At 60.8% G+C, this 18,302-nt stretch carries 11 protein-coding genes and 3 pseudogenes; 13 read left to right on the top strand and 1 reads right to left on the bottom strand.

The window, feature by feature from the left end; translation table 11 throughout:
• Window positions 1-34: 34 nt before the first annotated feature.
• The 13 genes and pseudogenes from JFT80_RS10205 to JFT80_RS10265 all read left to right on the top strand — a co-directional run bounded on the left by JFT80_RS10205 (window position 35) and on the right by JFT80_RS10265 (window position 17,451).
• Window positions 35-2,248 (top strand): EAL domain-containing protein, encoded by a 2,214-nt coding sequence (locus JFT80_RS10205; RefSeq protein ID WP_201147772.1) that lies wholly within the window; start codon window positions 35-37, stop codon window positions 2,246-2,248.
• Between the two features lie 162 nt (window positions 2,249-2,410).
• Window positions 2,411-5,409, top strand: a pseudogene (locus JFT80_RS24805) (molybdopterin cofactor-binding domain-containing protein).
• The gene (locus JFT80_RS10215; RefSeq protein ID WP_201147773.1) at window positions 5,406-6,212 is read left to right on the top strand and encodes a xanthine dehydrogenase family protein subunit M; all 807 of its coding nucleotides are present in this window, start codon (window positions 5,406-5,408) and stop codon (window positions 6,210-6,212) included. Before JFT80_RS24805 ends, JFT80_RS10215 begins: the two are co-directional and overlap by 4 nt.
• A 2-nt stretch (window positions 6,213-6,214) precedes the next feature.
• On the top strand, window positions 6,215-6,715 hold the full coding sequence (locus JFT80_RS10220) for a (2Fe-2S)-binding protein (protein WP_201147774.1): 501 nt from the start codon (window positions 6,215-6,217) through the stop codon (window positions 6,713-6,715).
• Window positions 6,716-6,720: 5 nt separating this feature from the next.
• Window positions 6,721-8,258: pseudogene (locus JFT80_RS10225) on the top strand (AMP-binding protein).
• Between the two features lie 19 nt (window positions 8,259-8,277).
• Window positions 8,278-9,080, top strand: a pseudogene (locus tag JFT80_RS25110) (enoyl-CoA hydratase/isomerase family protein).
• 194 nt (window positions 9,081-9,274) lie between these two features.
• Window positions 9,275-10,693: a sodium:solute symporter family protein gene (locus tag JFT80_RS10235; protein WP_201147775.1), complete on the top strand. Its 1,419-nt coding sequence runs from the start codon at window positions 9,275-9,277 to the stop codon at window positions 10,691-10,693.
• Window positions 10,694-10,802: 109 nt separating this feature from the next.
• Window positions 10,803-12,200, top strand: coding sequence for a UbiD family decarboxylase (locus JFT80_RS10240; RefSeq protein ID WP_201147776.1), 1,398 nt, complete (start codon window positions 10,803-10,805; stop codon window positions 12,198-12,200).
• A 78-nt stretch (window positions 12,201-12,278) separates the two neighbouring features.
• Window positions 12,279-13,637, top strand: coding sequence for an MFS transporter (locus JFT80_RS10245; protein ID WP_242482870.1), 1,359 nt, complete (start codon window positions 12,279-12,281; stop codon window positions 13,635-13,637).
• 11 nt (window positions 13,638-13,648) lie between these two features.
• The gene (locus JFT80_RS10250; RefSeq protein WP_008431725.1) at window positions 13,649-14,407 is read left to right on the top strand and encodes an SDR family NAD(P)-dependent oxidoreductase; all 759 of its coding nucleotides are present in this window, start codon (window positions 13,649-13,651) and stop codon (window positions 14,405-14,407) included.
• 14 nt (window positions 14,408-14,421) lie between these two features.
• Window positions 14,422-15,864, top strand: a complete 1,443-nt coding sequence (locus JFT80_RS10255) for an aldehyde dehydrogenase family protein (protein ID WP_201147777.1) — start codon at window positions 14,422-14,424, stop codon at window positions 15,862-15,864.
• 20 nt (window positions 15,865-15,884) lie between these two features.
• Entirely contained in the window at window positions 15,885-16,844 is a 960-nt protein-coding gene (locus tag JFT80_RS10260) for a LysR family transcriptional regulator (RefSeq protein WP_201147778.1), read from the top strand.
• Complete coding sequence (locus JFT80_RS10265) at window positions 16,828-17,451, top strand: UbiX family flavin prenyltransferase (RefSeq protein WP_201147779.1); 624 nt, start codon at window positions 16,828-16,830, stop codon at window positions 17,449-17,451. The genes JFT80_RS10260 and JFT80_RS10265 overlap by 17 nt, the downstream gene beginning before the upstream one ends.
• A gap of 16 nt (window positions 17,452-17,467) precedes the next feature.
• Here JFT80_RS10265 and JFT80_RS10270 read toward each other — a convergent pair whose 3' ends face one another.
• Entirely contained in the window at window positions 17,468-18,247 is a 780-nt protein-coding gene (locus JFT80_RS10270; protein ID WP_201147780.1) for an alpha/beta fold hydrolase, read from the bottom strand.
• Window positions 18,248-18,302: the final 55 nt, after the last annotated feature.

An 18,302-nucleotide genomic window follows, 5' to 3' on the forward strand; every position in this document is an offset into this window, starting at 1 on the left:
GATCGGATGGTCTCGGCAGTCCTCAGGAACCACCATGAATACCCGCCGCACGAGATTTCACAGCGTGGCTCTCCCCGAGTCGCAGCGTGACATTCTCGGCATGATCGCGACCAATCATCAACTGGACGACATTCTTGCCGCCATCTGTTTGATGCTCGACGCACAAGATCCTTACACGCTTTGTTCGATACTGCTCACCGATGCCGAGGGCAAGCACCTGCTGAACGGTGCGGCGCCTAGTCTACCAGCTGAATACAGCCAGGCGATTCATGGAATGGCCATTGGTCCACAGGAAGGAACCTGCGGCACCGCAGCGTTCCGTCGCGAGCTGGTGGTCACCGAAGACATCGCCCGGGACCCAAGCTGGGAGCGTTTTCGCGGCCTGGCGCTGGGGCATAACCTGCGTTCCTGCTGGTCGGTGCCTTTGCTCTCCCATCAAGGAAGCGTGTTGGGTACATTTGCCCTGTACCAGAATCGCGCCCATGCGCCGGACGAGGCGCAGATTCAACGACTGGCCTGCGCGGCCCAACTGGCAGCCATTGCGATCCGCCATGAACGTGACGGCCAACGTCTGGAGGAAAGCGAGCAACGTTTTCGTTCTTTGTTCACCTATAACCCCAACCCGGTGTTCGCCCTCGATCTGGCCGGCAACATCCAGAGCGTGAATCCAGCGGGCCTGAAGCTCAAGCCGCACACCGCAACCGACTTCATCGGTCATCACTTTGCCAATCTGGTGGTCGAAGAAGACCTGCAACGAGTCAGTCGGCATTTCTCTGCAGCCAGCACCGGAGAGCCCCAGCGCTTCGAGGCACGGGTTCGCGACGTGAGCGACAAGCTGTTGACCATGGACATTTCCAACCTGCCGATCATGGTCAATGGCGAGATCGTCGGGGTATTCGGAGTTGCCAGGGACATCAGCGAGCAGAAGCACTACGAGCGCCAGTTGAGCTTCAACGCCTGCCATGATCGGCTGACTGGTTTGCTTAACCGTGTCTCTCTTGAAGATCGGCTTATTCTGGATTGTCACATCAGTCGTCGGCGTAAGCGTCGTCTGGCAGTGATGTGCATTGATCTGGATGGATTCAAATCCATCAACGATTCGATCGGGCACTACTTCGGTGATCAGGTGCTGATTGAGGTGGCACAGCGTATGACTCAGCAGGTTCGTCCCGGTGACACCATCGTGCGCATGGGCGGTGACGAATTTATCGTTCTGCTGCCGGACCTGATTCGTGGTGAGGACGTTGTACCAGTAGCCGAGCGATTGATGGCCAGCATTGCCAGACCCTACTGCATCCAGGGCATTGACCTGCACGTGAGTGCAAGTGTCGGCATCACCCTGAGCGATGGTCACATCGAGCAGCCGATGCAGCTGATCCAGCAGGCTGACATGGCCATGTACAAAGCCAAGCAGCAAGGGCGCAACAACTTTCAGTGGTACACAAGCGATCTTAATCAGCGCGTTTGCGAGCACGCGAGTCTGCGCAATGACCTGCAAAAGGCTATCGAAACCCAGTCGTTCAAGCTGCATTATCAACCGCAGATAGAAGCGCGCACGTGCCGGGTGGTCGGGATCGAAGCATTGCTGCGCTGGGAGCATCCGGAAAAAGGATTTATCTCACCAGCGGTGTTTGTGCCGGTGGCAGAGGACAGTGGTCAGATCATTCCGCTGAGCCTTTGGGTACTCGATACGGCCTGCGCGCACTTGCGCCAGCTAGGCGAGCAGGGCATCACCGGCATTTCGATGGCGGTGAATATTTCGCCGATGCATTTTCAGCGCGGCCATTTCGTCCAGTATGTACAAGCCACCCTGGAGAAACACGGACTCTGTGGTGAGCAACTGGAGCTGGAGATCACCGAGTCGCTTCTGTTGCATAACGCTGAACAGGCGATCGACACGTTGCACAGGCTCAAGGCGTTGGGGGTACGCATTGCTCTTGATGATTTCGGCACTGGTTTTTCGAGCCTCAGCTACCTCAAGCGTTTGCCCATCGACAAGATCAAGATTGACCGCTCGTTCATCCAGGAAATCGCCACTGACCATCACGATGCAGCGATCACCCAAGGCATTATTTCCATGGCCCATCACCTCAGCCTGACGGTGGTCGCCGAAGGCGTGGAAACTGCGTCTCAGGTGGATTTCCTGAAGGGCAGTCGCTGCGATATTTTTCAGGGGTATTACTTTGCAAAACCGATGCCCTATGCAGAAATCGAAGCTTTCCTGAGCCATCCCGCGTCCCATCCCTGACCGGAAATTCTGCCCAGTCCCAGCCCTTAAAATCAGACGCTAAGGCAAATTTTCAGACCCCAACGCAGAACTCCCTCTCCCCAGGCAAGGCGCTCCCTGCGCCTTTCTCGCACACTCGGCTCTAACGCTATCGCGCTGCATAACAACAAGAGCCGCGAAAAAATGACTAGTTTCCAACCTGCTACCGAAAGCCAGACCGGCCACATCGGTGCCCGTCAGACCCGTGTCGAGGACGCCGCATTGTTGCGCGGCCTCGGCTGCTATGCCGATGACGCAGCGATCCCTCCGGGTACGCTACATGCGGCGATCATCCGCTCACCCCACGCTCATGCGCGGATCACCTCGGTGGACTTTTCCAGTGCGCTGCTGATGAAAGGCGTACACGGCGTGCTGGTCGGTGAAGACGTCAAACGCTGGGCGCTGCCGTTTCCGGTGGGTGTACGTCAGCCGATGGAGCACTGGTGCGTCGCTGTCGACAAGGTGCGCTACGTCGGAGAGCCGGTGGCCGTGGTGATCGCTGAGAGCCGCTATCTGGCCGAGGACGCCATCGAAGGTGTGCGCGTTGAATACGAGCCGCTACCCCCGATCATCGATCCCGAACTGGCCACCGCCGAACAAGCGCCGATCTTGCACGAAGCAGTCGGCAGCAATGTGGTCAACGAACGGCGCTTTCGTTATGGCGAGCCGGAGCAGGCGTTCGAGCAGGCGCCGCACAAGGTTTCGCTCAAAGTGAAGTTTCCGCGCAGTTCCTGCACACCCATTGAATGCTATGTGGTGCTGGCTCAGTACGAGCGCGCCACCGGCATTTATGACGTGCTGGCCAATTTCCAGGGCCCCTACGCGTTGCACACGGTCATGGCCCGTGCACTGAATGTGCCCGGCAACCGCTTGCGTTTGCGCACCCCGAAAGATTCCGGCGGCAGTTTTGGCATCAAGCAGGGGGTTTCCCTTACGTGGTGATGATGGGCCTGGCGTCACGCAAGGTCGGCGCACCGGTGAAGTGGGTCGAGGACCGTCTGGAACATTTGCAGGGCGCTTCTTCGGCGACCAATCGGGTGACCGAAATCGAAGCGGCGGTAGAATCCGACGGCCGCATCACCGCTTTGCGTTATGACCAGATCGACGATTGTGGTGCCTACCTGAGAGCGCCCGAACCGGCGACTTTTTACCGCATGCACGGCAACCTGACGGGTGCCTACGCGATCCGCAATTTGCAAGTGCGCAACCGCGTGGTGCTGACCAACAAAACCCCTTCCGGCCTGAACCGTGGTTTCGGTGGCCCGCAGGTGTATTTCGCCCTTGAGCGGCTGCTGCAACACATCGCCGTGCAGTTGAAGCTTGATCCGTTGGACGTGATCCGCCGCAACCTGGTGCCGGCCGATGCCTTCCCTTATCGCGCGGCCGCCGGTGCATTGCTCGATTCCGGCAATTACCAGGCAGGTATTGCCTTGGCGGCGGCTGATGGTGGTCTCGACGAGTTGCTCAAACGTCGTGATCAGGCGCGTGCCGAAGGCCGAATCTATGGCATCGGTTATGCCGCAGTCATCGAACCATCGATTTCCAACATGGGTTACATCACCACCGCGATGACGCCCGAAGAGCGGCGCAAGGCTGGTCCGAAAAACGGCGCTGTCGCAACCGCAACCATCAACGTCGGCCCGTTGGGTGACGTCAGTGTGCACGTGTCCTCTGCACCGCAAGGGCAGGGCCATCAAACCACGGTCGCTCAGGTCGTCGCCGAAGTGCTCGGGGTTGCGCTGGAGTCCATCGTGGTCAACGTCGAACTGGATACCCAGAAGGACGCTTGGTCGATTGCCTCGGGCAACTATTCCAGCCGCTTCGCCGGTGCTGTGGCTGGTGCCGTCTACAAGGCAGCGCTGAAGATCCGTGATCGCCTCGCCGCGATTGCCGCCGAGCAATTGCAGGCCAGTCCCGAGGATATTCGTTTCGCGGGCGGCAAGATTTTTGTGGTCAATGGCGGGGCGGTGGCGCCATTCCATCGGATTGCCGGTGCGACCCACTGGTCGCCGGGCCTGCTGCCGGAAGGTGAAAGCGGCGGTCTGCGCGAAACCGCCTTCTGGAGCCCGCCGCAATTGGTGGCACCGGACGACCAGGATCAGGTCAATAGCTCGCTGTGCTACGGCTTTGTCTTCGACATCTGTGGTCTGGAAATCGACCGCATGACCGGCGAGATCCACATCGATCGCTACGTCACCTGCCATGACGCTGGCCGCCTGCTCAACCCGGCACTGGTCGATGGCCAGATTCGTGGTGGCTTCACCCAAGGCCTCGGCGCGGCGCTGATGGAAGAGTTAGCCTATGGCGAGGACGGCAGCTTCCTCTCCGGGACCTTCGCCGATTATCTGGTGCCGACCGCGCCGGAAGTGATCGAACCGGTGATCCTGCACATGGAAACGCCATCGCCATTCACCCCACTGGGCGCCAAAGGTGTGGGCGAGGGCAACAATATGAGCACGCCGGTGTGCATCGCCAACGCGGTGGCCGACGCCCTCGGTCGCTCGGACATTCGTCTGCCACTAACGCCATCGAAAGTACGCACGCTCATCGGGATCGACGAACCACCACGGCCCGCCGGTATGGAGCCCGATGAAAACCTGGACGCAGCACCTGCCGGTGGACCGGCATTGCGGGCCAACGACTCGGTGGTGATTCCTGCTCCGCCGCAGCAGGTCTTCGATACCTTGCTCGACCCACAGACGCTGGCGGCGATCATTCCCGGTTGTCACGACCTCGTGCTTGAAGGCGAAAACCGTTACCGCGCAGACGTCACCGTCGGCGTCGGCATGATCCGTGCGCGCTTCGAGGCCAAGGTTGCCCTGAGTGATCTCGACCCTCCGCATTCATTGCGTCTGTCCGGTTCCGGCAGCAGCTCGATGGGCTCGGCCCAAGGCCAGGCCAAGGTGCGTTTCGTCGAACTGGAAAATGGCCACACACGCCTGGAATACCAATACCAGGTGGCGGTCAGCGGCAAAGTCGCCGCGGTCGGCGGCCGAATGTTGCAAGGGGCCTCGAAAGTGATCATCGGACAAATTTTTACTCGCCTGTCGCAACGGGTCAGCGGCCAAGCCATCTCCACCGGCTGGTGGGCGCGACTGCGGGCCTCGCTTGGCGCGCTGTTTGGCAAGGGAGGTGCGCAATGAAACCGGCTGCTTTCGATTACGTTCGGGCTGACACCCGTCGTCAGGTGGTTGAGTTGCTCGCCGAGTACGGCCAAGAGGCTCGCATCATCGCCGGTGGCCAATCGCTGATGGCGGTGCTGAACATGCGCCTGGCTCAACCCAAGTTGCTGATCGATATCAATCATGTGGCTGACCTGGCCTATATCGAACTGCGCAAGGATTGCCTGGCTGTAGGTGCCGGGGTGCGACAGGCGCAGTTGCTGGCGCGTTCGACCCTGATGGACGAGGTGCCTTTATTGGCACTGGCGATGCCCTGGATCGGCCACTTCCAGACGCGTAATCGCGGCACAGTCTGCGGTTCGGTGGCTCACGCCGACCCCAGCGCCGAGTTGCCGCTGTGCCTGGTGACGCTGGGCGGCGAGATCGTTCTCGAGTCGAAAAAAGGCAAGCGCATCGTCAAGGCTGCGGACTTCTTTCAAGGCATTCTCACCACTGAAAAGCGTGCGGATGAACTGGTCGTCGAGGTGCGTTTTCCGCTCAAGCGCGAAGGCATCACCTATCGCTTCCGCGAAATCGCCATGCGTCACGGCGACTTTGCAATTGTATCCCTGGCCGCAGCCATCGGCACGGACCAGGTCGAACTCGGCATCGGCGGGGTCGCCGACCGTCCGCAACGTCGCAGCCTGCCTCGTGGTGCGGCGTTACCAGACGCGCTCAATCAAACCGCCTGGTCGCTCGATGCACAAGACGACGTGCACGCCAGCGCTGCCTATCGCCGCCAACTAATTCGCGAGCTGGGTCATCAGCTGATCGAAGGAGTCTGAACATGCGTGTAACTGCCGAACAAACCTTTGCGATTCGCCTGGAACTCAATGGCCGCACCCGCGAAGCGCTGGCCGAACCGCGGACCCAACTCTGCGACTTCCTGCGCCACGACCTCGGTGCCACCGGTGTCCATGTCGGATGCGAACACGGAGTCTGCGGTGCCTGCACGGTGCTGGTGGACGGGGTCGCCATGCGTTCCTGCCTGATGCTCGCGGTACAGGGGCACGAGCGGCGTATCGAGACCGTCGAGTCCCTGGCCGACGACGACACACTGAGCGACCTGCAACAAGCCTTTCGCCGTCATCACGCCTTGCAGTGCGGCTTTTGCACTGCGGGCATTCTCATGTCCTGCGTGGATTTCCTCGAACGGGTACCCAACCCGGACGAGACCCAGGTACGCGACATGCTTTCGGGGCATTTATGTCGCTGCACGGGCTACACCGGCATCGTCCAGGCCGTGCTCGAAGTAGCTGCCCAGCGCCAAACGAACAAAGGGGAATAACAATAATGTTCGATCTCGGACGCAGCTTCCTCGCTGCCGTTGAACGCCGACCACACGCCGTGGCGGTCAGTGACGGTGCGTTGAAGAAAACCTATGAAGACTGGTTCGTCGATATCCAGAGCGCAGCTCGGGGCTTGCAACGCCTCGGGCTGCAGCGGGGTGACCGACTGCTGGTAGCGATGCAGAACCGCTGGCAGATGGCGACTCTGCATTGGGCCTGTCAGTTTGCGGGCATCGTCATGACCCCGTTGAACTGGCGCTCGACTGCCGATGAGCTGGGCTACTGCATCGAAGATGCACAAATCCGTGCACTGGCTTACGACGACTCGACGGTGGCCGCGGTGGCCGGTTGCAGCGCCGCCACAAGGCTGCCACGGATCGCCGCCGGTATCCGTGCCGCCGACACCGACCTGAGTTTCGAGGAACTGTGTTCGCAGACCCCGTCCGGAATCATTTTGCAGGCCGACGCCGAAGACTTTTCACTGCTGCTGTACACCTCCGGCACCACCAGCAAGCCCAAGGGGTGCCCCGTCGGCACCGTTCCGAACGCGCCGCGGCGGTGGCCCACGTAGCGCAAAACCTCTACCGCCAGAGCGAGTGCACGCTGGGTGTCATGCCGCTTTACCACACCATGGGCGTGCGTTCGTTGCTGTCCATGGCGCTGATCGACGGACATTTCGTCTGTGTGCCGAAGTTCGACGTGGAAGCCACGCTGCAAGCCATCGAACGGGAAAAGGTCACCAACCTATACCTGGTGCCGACGCTCTACCACATGCTCATCGAACACCCGGCCTTTGCCCGCGAGCGAGTAGCCAGTGTGGAGAAAATTGGCTTTGCCGGCGCACCGATGAGCGATGGCTTGATGCGTCGCGTCGAGCAGGCGTTCCAGCCGCAATTGTTCGTCAATCATTACGGCAGTTCGGAGATCTACACCTTCACCATCGACCAGCAGGCCAGCCGTAAACCCGGCTCGTCAGGGCGCAGTGCAATGAACCAGCGAGTGCGCGTGGTGCCGATCGATGCTGAAACGGTGGACGTGCAGGCCAACCCATTGGAGGAGGGCCAGATCATCGCCGACCTGGCGAGTGACGAGGCGTTCGAAGGCTACCTGAACCGCCCCGAAGCGACCGCCAGGGCGTTGCGTGACGGATGGTATTTCACCGGTGACATCGGCTACTTCGATCTGGAGGGCGATCTGTTCGTCACGGGGCGTGTCGATGACTTGATCATCACCGGCGGCGAAAACGTCAGCCCGGCGGAAATCGAAAACATGCTCTCCCTGCACCCAGCAGTAGAAGAAGTGGTGGTGGTCGGCCTGCCGGACGAGCAGTGGGGCAAGATCATTGCTGCGTTTATCAAGCTGCGCGCCGAGGTCTCGGAATGCGACCTCGATGCCCATTGCATCGCTTCGGGTCTGGCCAAATTCAAGCGGCCACGGCGTTACCAGTTCATCGATCAGATTCCCAAATCTCCAGTTGGCAAGGTGCTGCGACGCGTGCTGCTGGCCCAATTTCAGGAACAGGCCTTGAAGGCCATCAGCTAATCATCCAGAGGACACTCCCATGCAACAACAAGCAATCCAGCAATTTCTCGACACTCAGTTCGATGGCTTCCAGGTTGAAGTCGATGTGTTCCGCGAGCGCGCCGACATCATCCTCAACCGGGCGCCGTTGAACGTCATTTCCATGGGCCAGCGCGATCAACTGCGCCTGGTCTTCGAAGCCCTCGATGCACACAAAGACGTGCGCGTCATCGTGCTGCGCTCGGTGGGTGAACACTTCTCCAGCGGCGGCGACATCAAGGGCTTCCTCGAAGCTTCGCCGGAGCACGTTTCGAAGCTGGCCTGGAACGTTGCGGCACCGGCGCGTTGCGAAAACCGGTGATCGTTGCCAACCGTGGTTACACCTTCGGCGTCGGTTTCGAACTGTCCCTGGCCTGCGATTTCCGCGTTGCTTCGCAAACCACGCGCTACGCCTTGCCTGAGCAGAACCTGGGTCAGATCCCCGGCTCGGGTGGCTCTGCACGCCTGCAGAAAATCATCGGCATCACCCGCACCAAGCACATGGTGATGCGCGCCAAACGCATCACGGGCGACCAGGCCTATGCCTGGGGTATCGCAACCGAGGTCGTGCCGGATGCCGAACTCGAAAGCACCGTCGATGCGCTGGCAGATGAGCTGCGGCGCTTCTCGCCGCTGGCTCAGCGCACGGCGAAAAAACTGATCAACGACAACGAAGATGCACCGCTGACCGTCGCGATCGAAATGGAAGGTCACTGCTACAGCCGACTGCGCAGCTCCAAGGACTTCAAGGAAGGCGTCGAAGCGTTTCACAGCAAGCGTCCGGCAGTGTTCACCGGCGAGTAAATGCGTACCGGCGAGCAGGCCCGGGAGCATGTCGGAAACGGCGTGCGCCCCTACGGAGCAGGGCCTGCCGCCCCTTCACTGAAACTGATAGGGCGCATCAATATTCGTTAATAGAAAACCCGCTGCGGGGCTCTTAGGCTGAGATCGGCTGCACCGAAATCCGTCCAATAAATATAAAAATCGGAGTTCCACTTATGGCTTCTAGCTGGCTGGTATTAACCATCGTGGCCGCCTACATGGTGGTCTTGGCGTTGATCAGTTTTTGGGTTCGACGCTCTACACAAAGCGCGAAAAACTTCACCACCGGAGGCAAGGACTTCCCGGCGGTGCTGATCGGTTTTCTGATGATGTCCGAGTTCATTGGCACTACCGCGAGCATTGGTACGGCTCAGGCGGGTTACACTTATGGCATTTCCGCTGCCTGGAACATCGCCGCCCTGGGCGTCGGTTTCGTGATCTTCTCCGTGCTGTTGGCGAAGAAGTACAAGGACCTCGGCGAGAACACCATTTCCGGTGCGCTGGCCCGTACATACGGCGAGCCGGTACGCTTCGCCACGTCAGTGATCATGATATGCGCGCTGTCGATCGTTGCGGTCTCGATCTATGCCAGCGGCGGAGCAGTGCTCGCGACCTTGCTGGGCATCGAGCGGACTTCGGCGATCATCATCGTCGGTATTGTTTCGGTGCTGTACGTCGGCATCGGTGGCATGCGTTCGGTGATTTATACCAACGTCTTGCACGCGATAATGATGTACGCCGGGATCATCCTCGCCCTGGGTTTTGCCTTGAGCAAGGTTGGTGGCATGGGCGAGTTGGTGGCGCGACTGCCAGCGCCGATGTTCGAAGTCGGCAACGTCGGTTGGCCGAAGATCTTCGCCTGGCTGGTGGCCGGTATCGGCGCGACGTTCGCCACCCAGTACGTGGTGCAGGCGGTGAATACCGTCAGCGACGGGCGCAAGGCCCAACACGCGAGTTTCTACTGCGCATTAATGTTGATTCCCTACGGCTTGATCGCTGCGATGGTGGGGATGTGCAGCGCGGTGCTGTTTCCGCAGATTCCCTCGTTGCAGGCCTTTCCGCAAATCCTCGGGCACATGCACGAATGGATGGCCGGGATCGTCGTCGCAGGACTGGCCGGGGCGCTGTTCGGCACCATGGCCGCGCTAACCATGGGCATCGCCACGTTGTTGCTCAAGGACTTCTATCAGCCGTTCTTCAACCCACAACGTGATGATCGCAAGAACCTCAATTTTGCCCGGGCCGCGACCATCATCGCCGGCCTGCTGCCCATCACGCTGGCGCTGTACGCCTCCGACGTTCTGGTGGTGACCTTCCTCGCCAAGGCCTTGCGTGCCTCACTCGCGGTACTGGTGCTGATGGTGTTTTACGCGCCGACATTCGGCACGCGGCAGGGTGCGTTCATCAGCATCATCGCGTCACTGATCATCACCATCGGCTGGTTCCTGATGGGCAATCCCTACGGCATCGACAATGCCTACATCGCGCTGGCCACACCGCTGGTGATCATGACCTTGAGCCATTTGCTGCGGGGCGGAAAACCCGAACACGCCGACAGCACCAAACCCATCAGTGCGAGCGCAACCGGAAGCTGAACCCCAACGAATTAAACGGGCATGCCGTCGGGTGACCGGGCATGCCACCAAAACAATAATGACGAGGTAAGGCCATGCAGCCTGTGACCCTTTCCACCCCGAAGCCGACATGGCCGGGGACTTGCCAGCAGGCGCCAGCCTGCGTGGCTGGCTCGACCATATGCAGCGTCAGCAGCGTTTGGCGATGATCCGTCCCGGCGTGGACCTGCGTTTTGGCGTTGCAGCGATTGCTAATCGTCTGGACGGCAAGAGCGCTTCACTGTTTCCCCAGCCTGGCGGCCACTCGATTGCGGTGGTTTCCGGCCTGCTGTCCGACCGGCAGTGGATGGCCGAGGCCATGGGCGTGGAGTCCGCTGAAGTGTTGGCGCGTTTCGAAACGGCCAGCCTCAATCCGCTGCCGTGGCGCGAAGTCAGCGATGCAGCTTGTCAGCAAGTGGTGCATCGCGAGATCGACCTGAACAAACTGTTGCCAATTCCCACCCACAACGAGCACGACAGCGGCCCTTACATCACCGCTGGCCTGCTGATTACCCGCAACCCACGCACCGGGGTGCAGAACGTTTCGATTCACCGCTTGCAGGTGAGCAGCCCTAATCGCCTGGGCGCATTGCTGCTACCACGCCATGCGCTGGCCTTCTTTCAGGAAGTCGAGGCGCTGGGTGAGGATCTGGACGTGGCGGTGGTCATTGGTGCTGATCCGCTGACCTTGCTGGCGTCCCAGGCCATCGTGCCTATCGATCACGACGAACTGGAAATCGCCGGCGCTCTGCATGGCCGCCCGCTGGCCGTAACGCGCTGTGTGACCAATCAGATTCGCGTACCTGCCGACGCCGAGATTGTTATCGAGGGCCGGTTGCTGGCCAAGGCGCGGGAGATGGAAGGGCCGTTCGGTGAGTTTCCGCAGTACTACGGCGAGCGCGCCGAACGCCATGTGATCGAAGTCGACGCCGTAACCCATCGTCACAACCCGATTTTTCACACCATCGTCGGCGGCGGCCTGGAGCACTTGCTGCTCGGCGGTATCCCGCGCGAAGCGACCATGCTCGCGCACTTGCGCCGCAGCTTTCCGTGTGTGCGTGACGTGCACCTGAGCAGGGGCGGAGTGTGTCGTTATCACCTTTATGTGCAGATCGACAAACGCTCCGAAGGCGAGGGCAAGAACGTCATCCTCGGCGCACTGGGCGGTCACTACGACATCAAGCACGTCACCGTGGTGGATCTGGATGTGGACATTCATGACCCCACCGAAGTCGAGTGGGCGATTGCCACCCGTTTTCAGGCCGACCGCGACCTGGTGCTGATCCACGAATCCCAGGGCTCGAAACTCGACCCGTCCACCCGTGACGGTGTCGGCTCGAAGATGGGCTACGACGCCACGGTGCCGCTGTCGGCACCGACCATGCGCTTCAAACGAATCCAGGTGCCGGGCCAACAGGAAGTCGAACTCGACAAGGTGGCGCACGCGGCGTCGCAGGACTGGCAACGCGTGCTCCAGACGCACGATTGAACCCGGCGGCCGCTGGTGTTCAGCGGCCTGTTCCCGATAGCTCCAACCAGCTCAAGACACGTCTTGTGTGAGGCAACCATGACCACAACAACAACAACAACAACAACTGCACCGCCAACCAGCGCCGCTACCGATATACCGCAGATTCCACCGGGCAAGGCCTTGCTGGCGGCATTTGCCTCAACATTCGGCTGGGCGCTGGATTTGTTTGACCTGTTCATTCTGCTCTACGTGGCGCCGATCATCGGCCGCATGTTCTTCCCCTCGGATACCCCGACACTGTCGCTGGCCGCGGTGTATGCCTCGTTCGCCGTGGCTTTGCTGGTGCGTCCGCTGGGCTCGGCGATCTTTGGCGCGTATGCCGACAAATACGGCCGCAAGCGTGCGTTGATGGTGTCGATGGTCGGCGTCGGTATTTCCACGGCACTGTTTGGCGCGTTGCCGACCATTCACCAGGTCGGGGTATTGGCCCCAATACTGTTTTTGGTATTACGGGTGATTCAGGGCGTTTTCGTTGGCGGCATCGTTGCCTCCACTCACACCATCGGCACCGAATCCATCTCGCCGCGCTATCGCGGCTTGATGTCCGGGTTGATCGGTGGCGCCGGTGCCGGCATGGGCGCGCTGTTGGCGTCAGTCACTTATCTGGTGTTGTCGGAGATATTTCCCGGGGAGGAATTTGACGTATGGGGCTGGCGCTTCATGTTCTTCTGCGGCCTGCTCAGCACTTTTTTCGGTCTGGTGATGTTCCGTTACCTGGAAGAAACCCCGGTCTGGCAGCAACTGCAACAAGCCCGCAAAACCAAGGGGCCGGCGGTAGTGGTCGTGTCGCCACTCAAGCGTCTGTTTGGTCGCGAGTACCGCGGCGTGATGCTGGTCAATCTGCTGATTACGTTCGGCGGCGGTGCCACGTATTACCTGGCCTGCGGTTATCTGCCGACATTGCTCAACGTGGTGGCCAACGTGCCCCATACGCAGACATCGCAATTGCTCATGTACGGCTCGGTGGCAACGATTGTCGGGGCGTTGGCCTTCGGCTATTTGAGTGACCTGATCGGTCGCAAGAAGACCTTCATGCTGCTGGGTGTGATCAACCTGGTGGGTCTGCCGATGTTGTTCCTCGGTGTCGCCGAACCGGGCTCGCTGAGCCGAACCGCGCTGTATTGCGTGGGCATCGCCTTCATGGGCGGGGCGATCATCGCGCCGATCCTGATCTTCCTCAACGAGCGCTTCACCACCGAGCTGCGCGCCAGCGGCACCGGGTTGTCCTGGAACATCGGTTTCGCCCTTGGCGGAACCATGCCGACCTTTGTGTCCCTGTTCAGCAGCAGCCCAGCGCAGATCCCCATGGTATTGGCGATGTTCGCCGCCGGCCTGTCGGTGATCTACCTGATCGGCAGCGTGGTGATTCCGGAAACCCAAGGCAACTTCAAGTAAAGGAACACGCAATGAGCAGATTGAATGGAAAAGTCGCGATCATTACCGGTGCCGCGCAAGGCATCGGTGCCACTTATGCCCAGGCCCTGGCGGCCGAGGGCGCGAAGGTGGTGCTTTGCGATTTGAAGGCGCCTGACGAAACCGCTGCTGCGATCCGCAACAAGGGCGGTACGGCCCTGGCAATCGCTTGCGACGTGACCGACGGTGCCGCGGTGCAAGCCATGGTCGAGGAAGCCGTGGCGCAGTTCAGCGGTGTGCACGTGCTGATCAACAACGCCGCGTTGTTCGCCACCCTGGAACTCAAACCTTTCGAGCAGACCAGCTCGACGGAATGGGACCGGATCATGGCGGTCAATGTGCGCGGCTCCTTCGAGTGTGCGAAGGCGGTAATGCCGGTGATGCGCCGTCAGGGCTACGGCAAGATCGTCAACATTGCCTCGGCGACGGCTTTCAAAGGCGCGCCGATGATGGCGGCTTATGTCGCGTCGAAGGGCGCGGTGATTGCCCTGACACGCTCGATAGCGCGAGAAGTCGGCGACGCCGGCATCCGCTGCAACTGCCTGGCGCCCGGCCTGACCATGAGCGCCAACGTTCAGGCCAATGCCGCCTGGGCGGGGGATATCGTGCGCAACAACATCGCCAGCCGCTGCATCAAGCGCGAAGCGGTGCCGCAGGATCTGATCGGCGCGCTGCTGTTTCTGTCCAGCACCGACAGTGATTTCATGAGCGGCCAGACCCTTGTGGTCGACGGCGGTTCGGTGACCCATTGATTGAAGGAGGATTCATGCAAAGCCGACACTTCATCGATGGACAATGGACCTCAGCGGATCGCTGGACCGACAGTCTCGACCCGGCAAACGGAGAGCTGATCGGGTGCTTTGCCGACGGCGGCGAGGCCGAAGCTGAAGCAGCGGTGGCAGCGGCCGCACGAGCCTTCAACGACCCGCAATGGGCGCAGAATCCACGCCTGCGTCAGCAGCTATTGCTGGAGTGGGCTGCCGGCCTGACAGCGCGTCAGGAACAACTCGCGCAGTTGCTGACCCGCGAGAACGGCAAGGCATTGGCGCAGTCCCGAGGGGAGATCGGCGGGGCGATTTCCGAGATTCTTTATTACGCCGGCCTGGCCCGGCACAACCCGGGGCACATGCTCGAAGTGGCGCCCGGTGAGTTCTCCAGCATGCTGCGCGAACCCGCCGGGGTGGCCGGGCTGATCATTCCGTGGAATGCGCCGGCGGTGCTGCTGGTGCGTGCTCTGGCGCCGGCGATCGCGGCGGGTTGCACGGTGGTGATCAAACCCGCGCCGCAAACCGCGCTGTTCAACGCTGCGATGCTCGAACCGCTGTTCGCATTGCCAGGCCTGCCGGCTGGGGCGGTCAATCTATTCGCCGAGAGCGGGCATGCCGGGGCAGCGCATCTGGTGGCTTCGCCACGGGTGGATGTGCTCAGCTTCACCGGATCGACCGCTACCGGCCAGCGCATCATGCGCGACTCAGCGGCGACCATGAAAAAGCTCTCTCTGGAACTGGGCGGGAAGTCCTGCTGCCTGGTCTTTGAAGATGCCGATATTGCCGCCATCGCGCCGAAACTGGCAGCGGCGGCCACCATTATCTCTGGCCAGCAATGCACTGCCGCCCGGCGCGTGCTGGTGCATGCCAGCCGTTTCGCCGAAATGAAAACCGCGCTGAGCGCCGCACTGGGGCAGATCCGCCTGGGTAATGGTCTCGCTTCAGCGACGAACATGGGGCCGCTGATCGACTGGCAATCCCGGGACAGCGTTGAGCGGCGCATTGGCGAGGCGCTGGACAGCTGTGACGAAGTGCTGCTGGCCGGAGGTCGCCCGCAGGGTGAACTGAGCAAAGGCGCATTTCTCGCGCCGTCGCTGATCGCCCATCGCGACAGCAGCGCGTTCTTTTGTCAGGAAGAAATCTTCGGCCCGTTGCTGGTATTGGAGTCCTTCGAAGATGAAGCCGAGGCTATTGCGCGCGCCAACCATACCGAGTTCGGCCTGTCCGCGAGTGTCTGGACCGAGCAGGGCGCTCGCGCCTGGCGTGTCGCTCGGGCACTGCGCAACGGCACGGTGTGGCTCAATGACCACAACAAATTGTTCGCCGAGGCGGAAACCGGTGGCTACCGCAAGAGCGGTCTGGGGCGCTTGCATGGCGTCGATGCGCTGCTGGATTTCAGCGAGCTCAAACACATTTATCAGAACGTCGGCACGCTCAGTTGAGCGCGAACGCGAGGGTGATTATGGAGCTGCGTCATCTGAAGTATTTTACTTGCCTCTACGAGGAGGGCTCCGTCACCCGGGCTGCACAGCGCTTGAATATCGTGCAACCGGCGTTGTCGATGCAGATCGCCAGGCTTGAGGAAGAACTCGGGCAGACGTTGTTCGAGCGCAGCTCCAAGGGCATGGCGCCGACCGAGGCCGGAGATCAGGCTTATCGCTTGTTCATGCCGATCCTTGGCCAGCTGCTGGCGGCGCGTCAGGCCCTGATCGATCGCAGCGGCCAGATTGGCGGACGCATCAGCGCCGGGCTGATCGCGTCTGCCGTCAACAACGCATTGGCCAGTACCCTGGCGCATTTTGTCGAGCATCATCCGCAGGTCGAACTGTGCGTCACCTCGGGCTACAGCCAGGAACTGATCGCGAAGGTCCTGACCGGCGTGCTGGATTTTGCGGTCATCAACCAAAGCTTTCAGCATGAGCACCTGATCGGCCACGACATCTTCGATGAGGAGTTACTGGTCGCCACCGGTGCAGCTAATCGCCTCAACGGTGCGTTGCCATTGCCATTGCCGTTGGCCAGTTTGGTGGGATTCAAACTGGTGCTGCCCTCGCGTCGCCACGGGTTGCGCAGGGTGATCGACCAACACCTTGCCGCCCAAGGAATTGAAGTCGTCCCGCAGTTGGAGGTGGACGATCTGGCGGTCATCGAGGACTTCCTGCGGCGTAGCGACTGGGTCAGCGTGCTGCCGGCAACCGTCCTGCATCGCGGATTGCACGAAGGCGCATTGCGCGCCTATCCGCTGGCCGCGCCGGGTATCAGCCGGCGCATGGTCTGTGTGCACGACGCCCGTCGACCACTGACCCCGGCGGCAATGCTGTTCATCGAGATGATCGGCAAAACCATGACCACCGCGCTCGACACCATCCATTTCTACAAAGAAGGTCCGATAGAGGAAGGCGACCATGAGCGCTCCCAGTAATACCCGACCACAGCGTCTGATCGTAGGAATTTCCGGTGCCTCCGGCGCCGTTTATGGCGTGCGTCTGCTGGAGCTGTTGCGTGACACGCCAATTGAAACCCATCTGGTGGTCAGCAAGTCGGCGCTGATTACTTTGGCCCATGAAACCGAGATGTCCTGGTCCCGGATCAAGAGCCTTGCTGACGTCAGCTACGTCAATCAGGACATCGGCGCGGCAATTGCCAGCGGCTCGTTCAAAACCATGGGCATGATCATCGCGCCATGTTCGATACGCAGCTTGTCGGAGATTGCCAGCGGCGTGACCTCAACACTGCTGACCCGCGCCGCCGACGTGGTGCTCAAGGAGCGCCGGCGCCTGGTGCTGATGGTTCGCGAGACGCCACTGCACCGCAATCACCTGCGCAGCATGACCGAGTTGGCCGAACTCGGTGCAGTGATCGCGCCGCCAGTGCCAGCGTTCTATGCCAAGCCGACCAGCCTGGAAGCCATGATCGATCACACTGTAGGAAGGGTGCTGGATATGTTCGATATCGAACTGGGTGTCGTCCGTCGCTGGCGCGAACGGCCGGAGCGCGTAGCAACGTTGGATGAGGTGGTCGATGATTGAGTCACGTTCGGTGCATTCAGGCGGGGAGGAGCTCCAGGAATTCGCAGATCAGTTGCAAGGTCCGCTCGGTCGCTTCGGTCTGGGGAAAGTGCCGGCAGTTATCCAGCAACACACAACGGCACGGCCCAGACACCTGTCGCTGGATGACCACCAGTTGCTCGGACGTGGCGTAGTGGTCTTCGCGACCCTGAATGACCAGCAGCGGCTTTTCGATATAAGCCAACTGCGCTTCGAGATCGTCCAAGGAAAAGTCCGGGTGCAACCAGCTGTCGCTCCAGCCGTGAAAAGCACCATCGACATTCGTCCCATGGTGGCGTGCCAGGCGTTCGCGCAATTCGCCCTGATGCCAAACCTCGGTGGTATGGCGAATGCCATCGAGGCTCTCGGTCTCGACAATCACGTGAGGCGCCAGAGCAATGCTGCCCAACACGCGCGGATCGTTGGCGGCGGCATAGGCGAGGACGATGGATGCACCGTCACTGTGACCGAGCAAGACCACTTGCGGCAGTTGCAAGGCATCGAGCAATTGCCGCAGTTCACGAGGGCCGTCGCTGCTCAGGTAGTTCAGCGGACGCGGCAGGGTTACCGGGCTCGATTGCCCATAACCCTGACGGCTGTAAGTGACCACACCGCAACCGCTGGCCTGGGCCAGGCGCAGGGGGAAGTCTTTCCATTGGTCGGCGCTGCCGAGGCCTTCGTGCAGCAGCACCAGCGTCGGTCGCGATGGGTCAGCCGCAGGCAGATGGCGATATTCCAGGCGCAGCGGCCCAAGTTGCAAAAATTGTTGTGGCGACATGTTGAATCAACGATTGAACAAGATTGCTCGAAGGTTACCGTAAACGTAACCCTGC

This window comes from Pseudomonas sp. TH10, from assembly GCF_016651255.1.
Lineage (GTDB): Bacteria > Pseudomonadota > Gammaproteobacteria > Pseudomonadales > Pseudomonadaceae > Aquipseudomonas.

What these genes read in the sequence shown, in the direction of transcription:
- JFT80_RS10240 (WP_201147776.1), top strand. Translation starts at nt 10,803, where the DNA reads ATGGCCGGGGACTTGCCAGCAGGCGCCAGCCTGCGTGGCTGGCTCGAC.
- JFT80_RS10220 (WP_201147774.1), top strand. Translation starts at nt 6,215, where the DNA reads ATGCGTGTAACTGCCGAACAAACCTTTGCGATTCGCCTGGAACTCAAT.
- JFT80_RS10205 (WP_201147772.1), top strand. Translation starts at nt 35, where the DNA reads ATGAATACCCGCCGCACGAGATTTCACAGCGTGGCTCTCCCCGAGTCG.
- JFT80_RS10265 (WP_201147779.1), top strand. Translation starts at nt 16,828, where the DNA reads ATGAGCGCTCCCAGTAATACCCGACCACAGCGTCTGATCGTAGGAATT.
- JFT80_RS10235 (WP_201147775.1), top strand. Translation starts at nt 9,275, where the DNA reads ATGGCTTCTAGCTGGCTGGTATTAACCATCGTGGCCGCCTACATGGTG.
- JFT80_RS10215 (WP_201147773.1), top strand. Translation starts at nt 5,406, where the DNA reads ATGAAACCGGCTGCTTTCGATTACGTTCGGGCTGACACCCGTCGTCAG.
- JFT80_RS10250 (WP_008431725.1), top strand. Translation starts at nt 13,649, where the DNA reads ATGAGCAGATTGAATGGAAAAGTCGCGATCATTACCGGTGCCGCGCAA.
- JFT80_RS10270 (WP_201147780.1), bottom strand. Translation starts at nt 18,247, where the DNA reads ATGTCGCCACAACAATTTTTGCAACTTGGGCCGCTGCGCCTGGAATAT.
- JFT80_RS10255 (WP_201147777.1), top strand. Translation starts at nt 14,422, where the DNA reads ATGCAAAGCCGACACTTCATCGATGGACAATGGACCTCAGCGGATCGC.
- JFT80_RS10260 (WP_201147778.1), top strand. Translation starts at nt 15,885, where the DNA reads ATGGAGCTGCGTCATCTGAAGTATTTTACTTGCCTCTACGAGGAGGGC.
- JFT80_RS10245 (WP_242482870.1), top strand. Translation starts at nt 12,279, where the DNA reads ATGACCACAACAACAACAACAACAACAACTGCACCGCCAACCAGCGCC.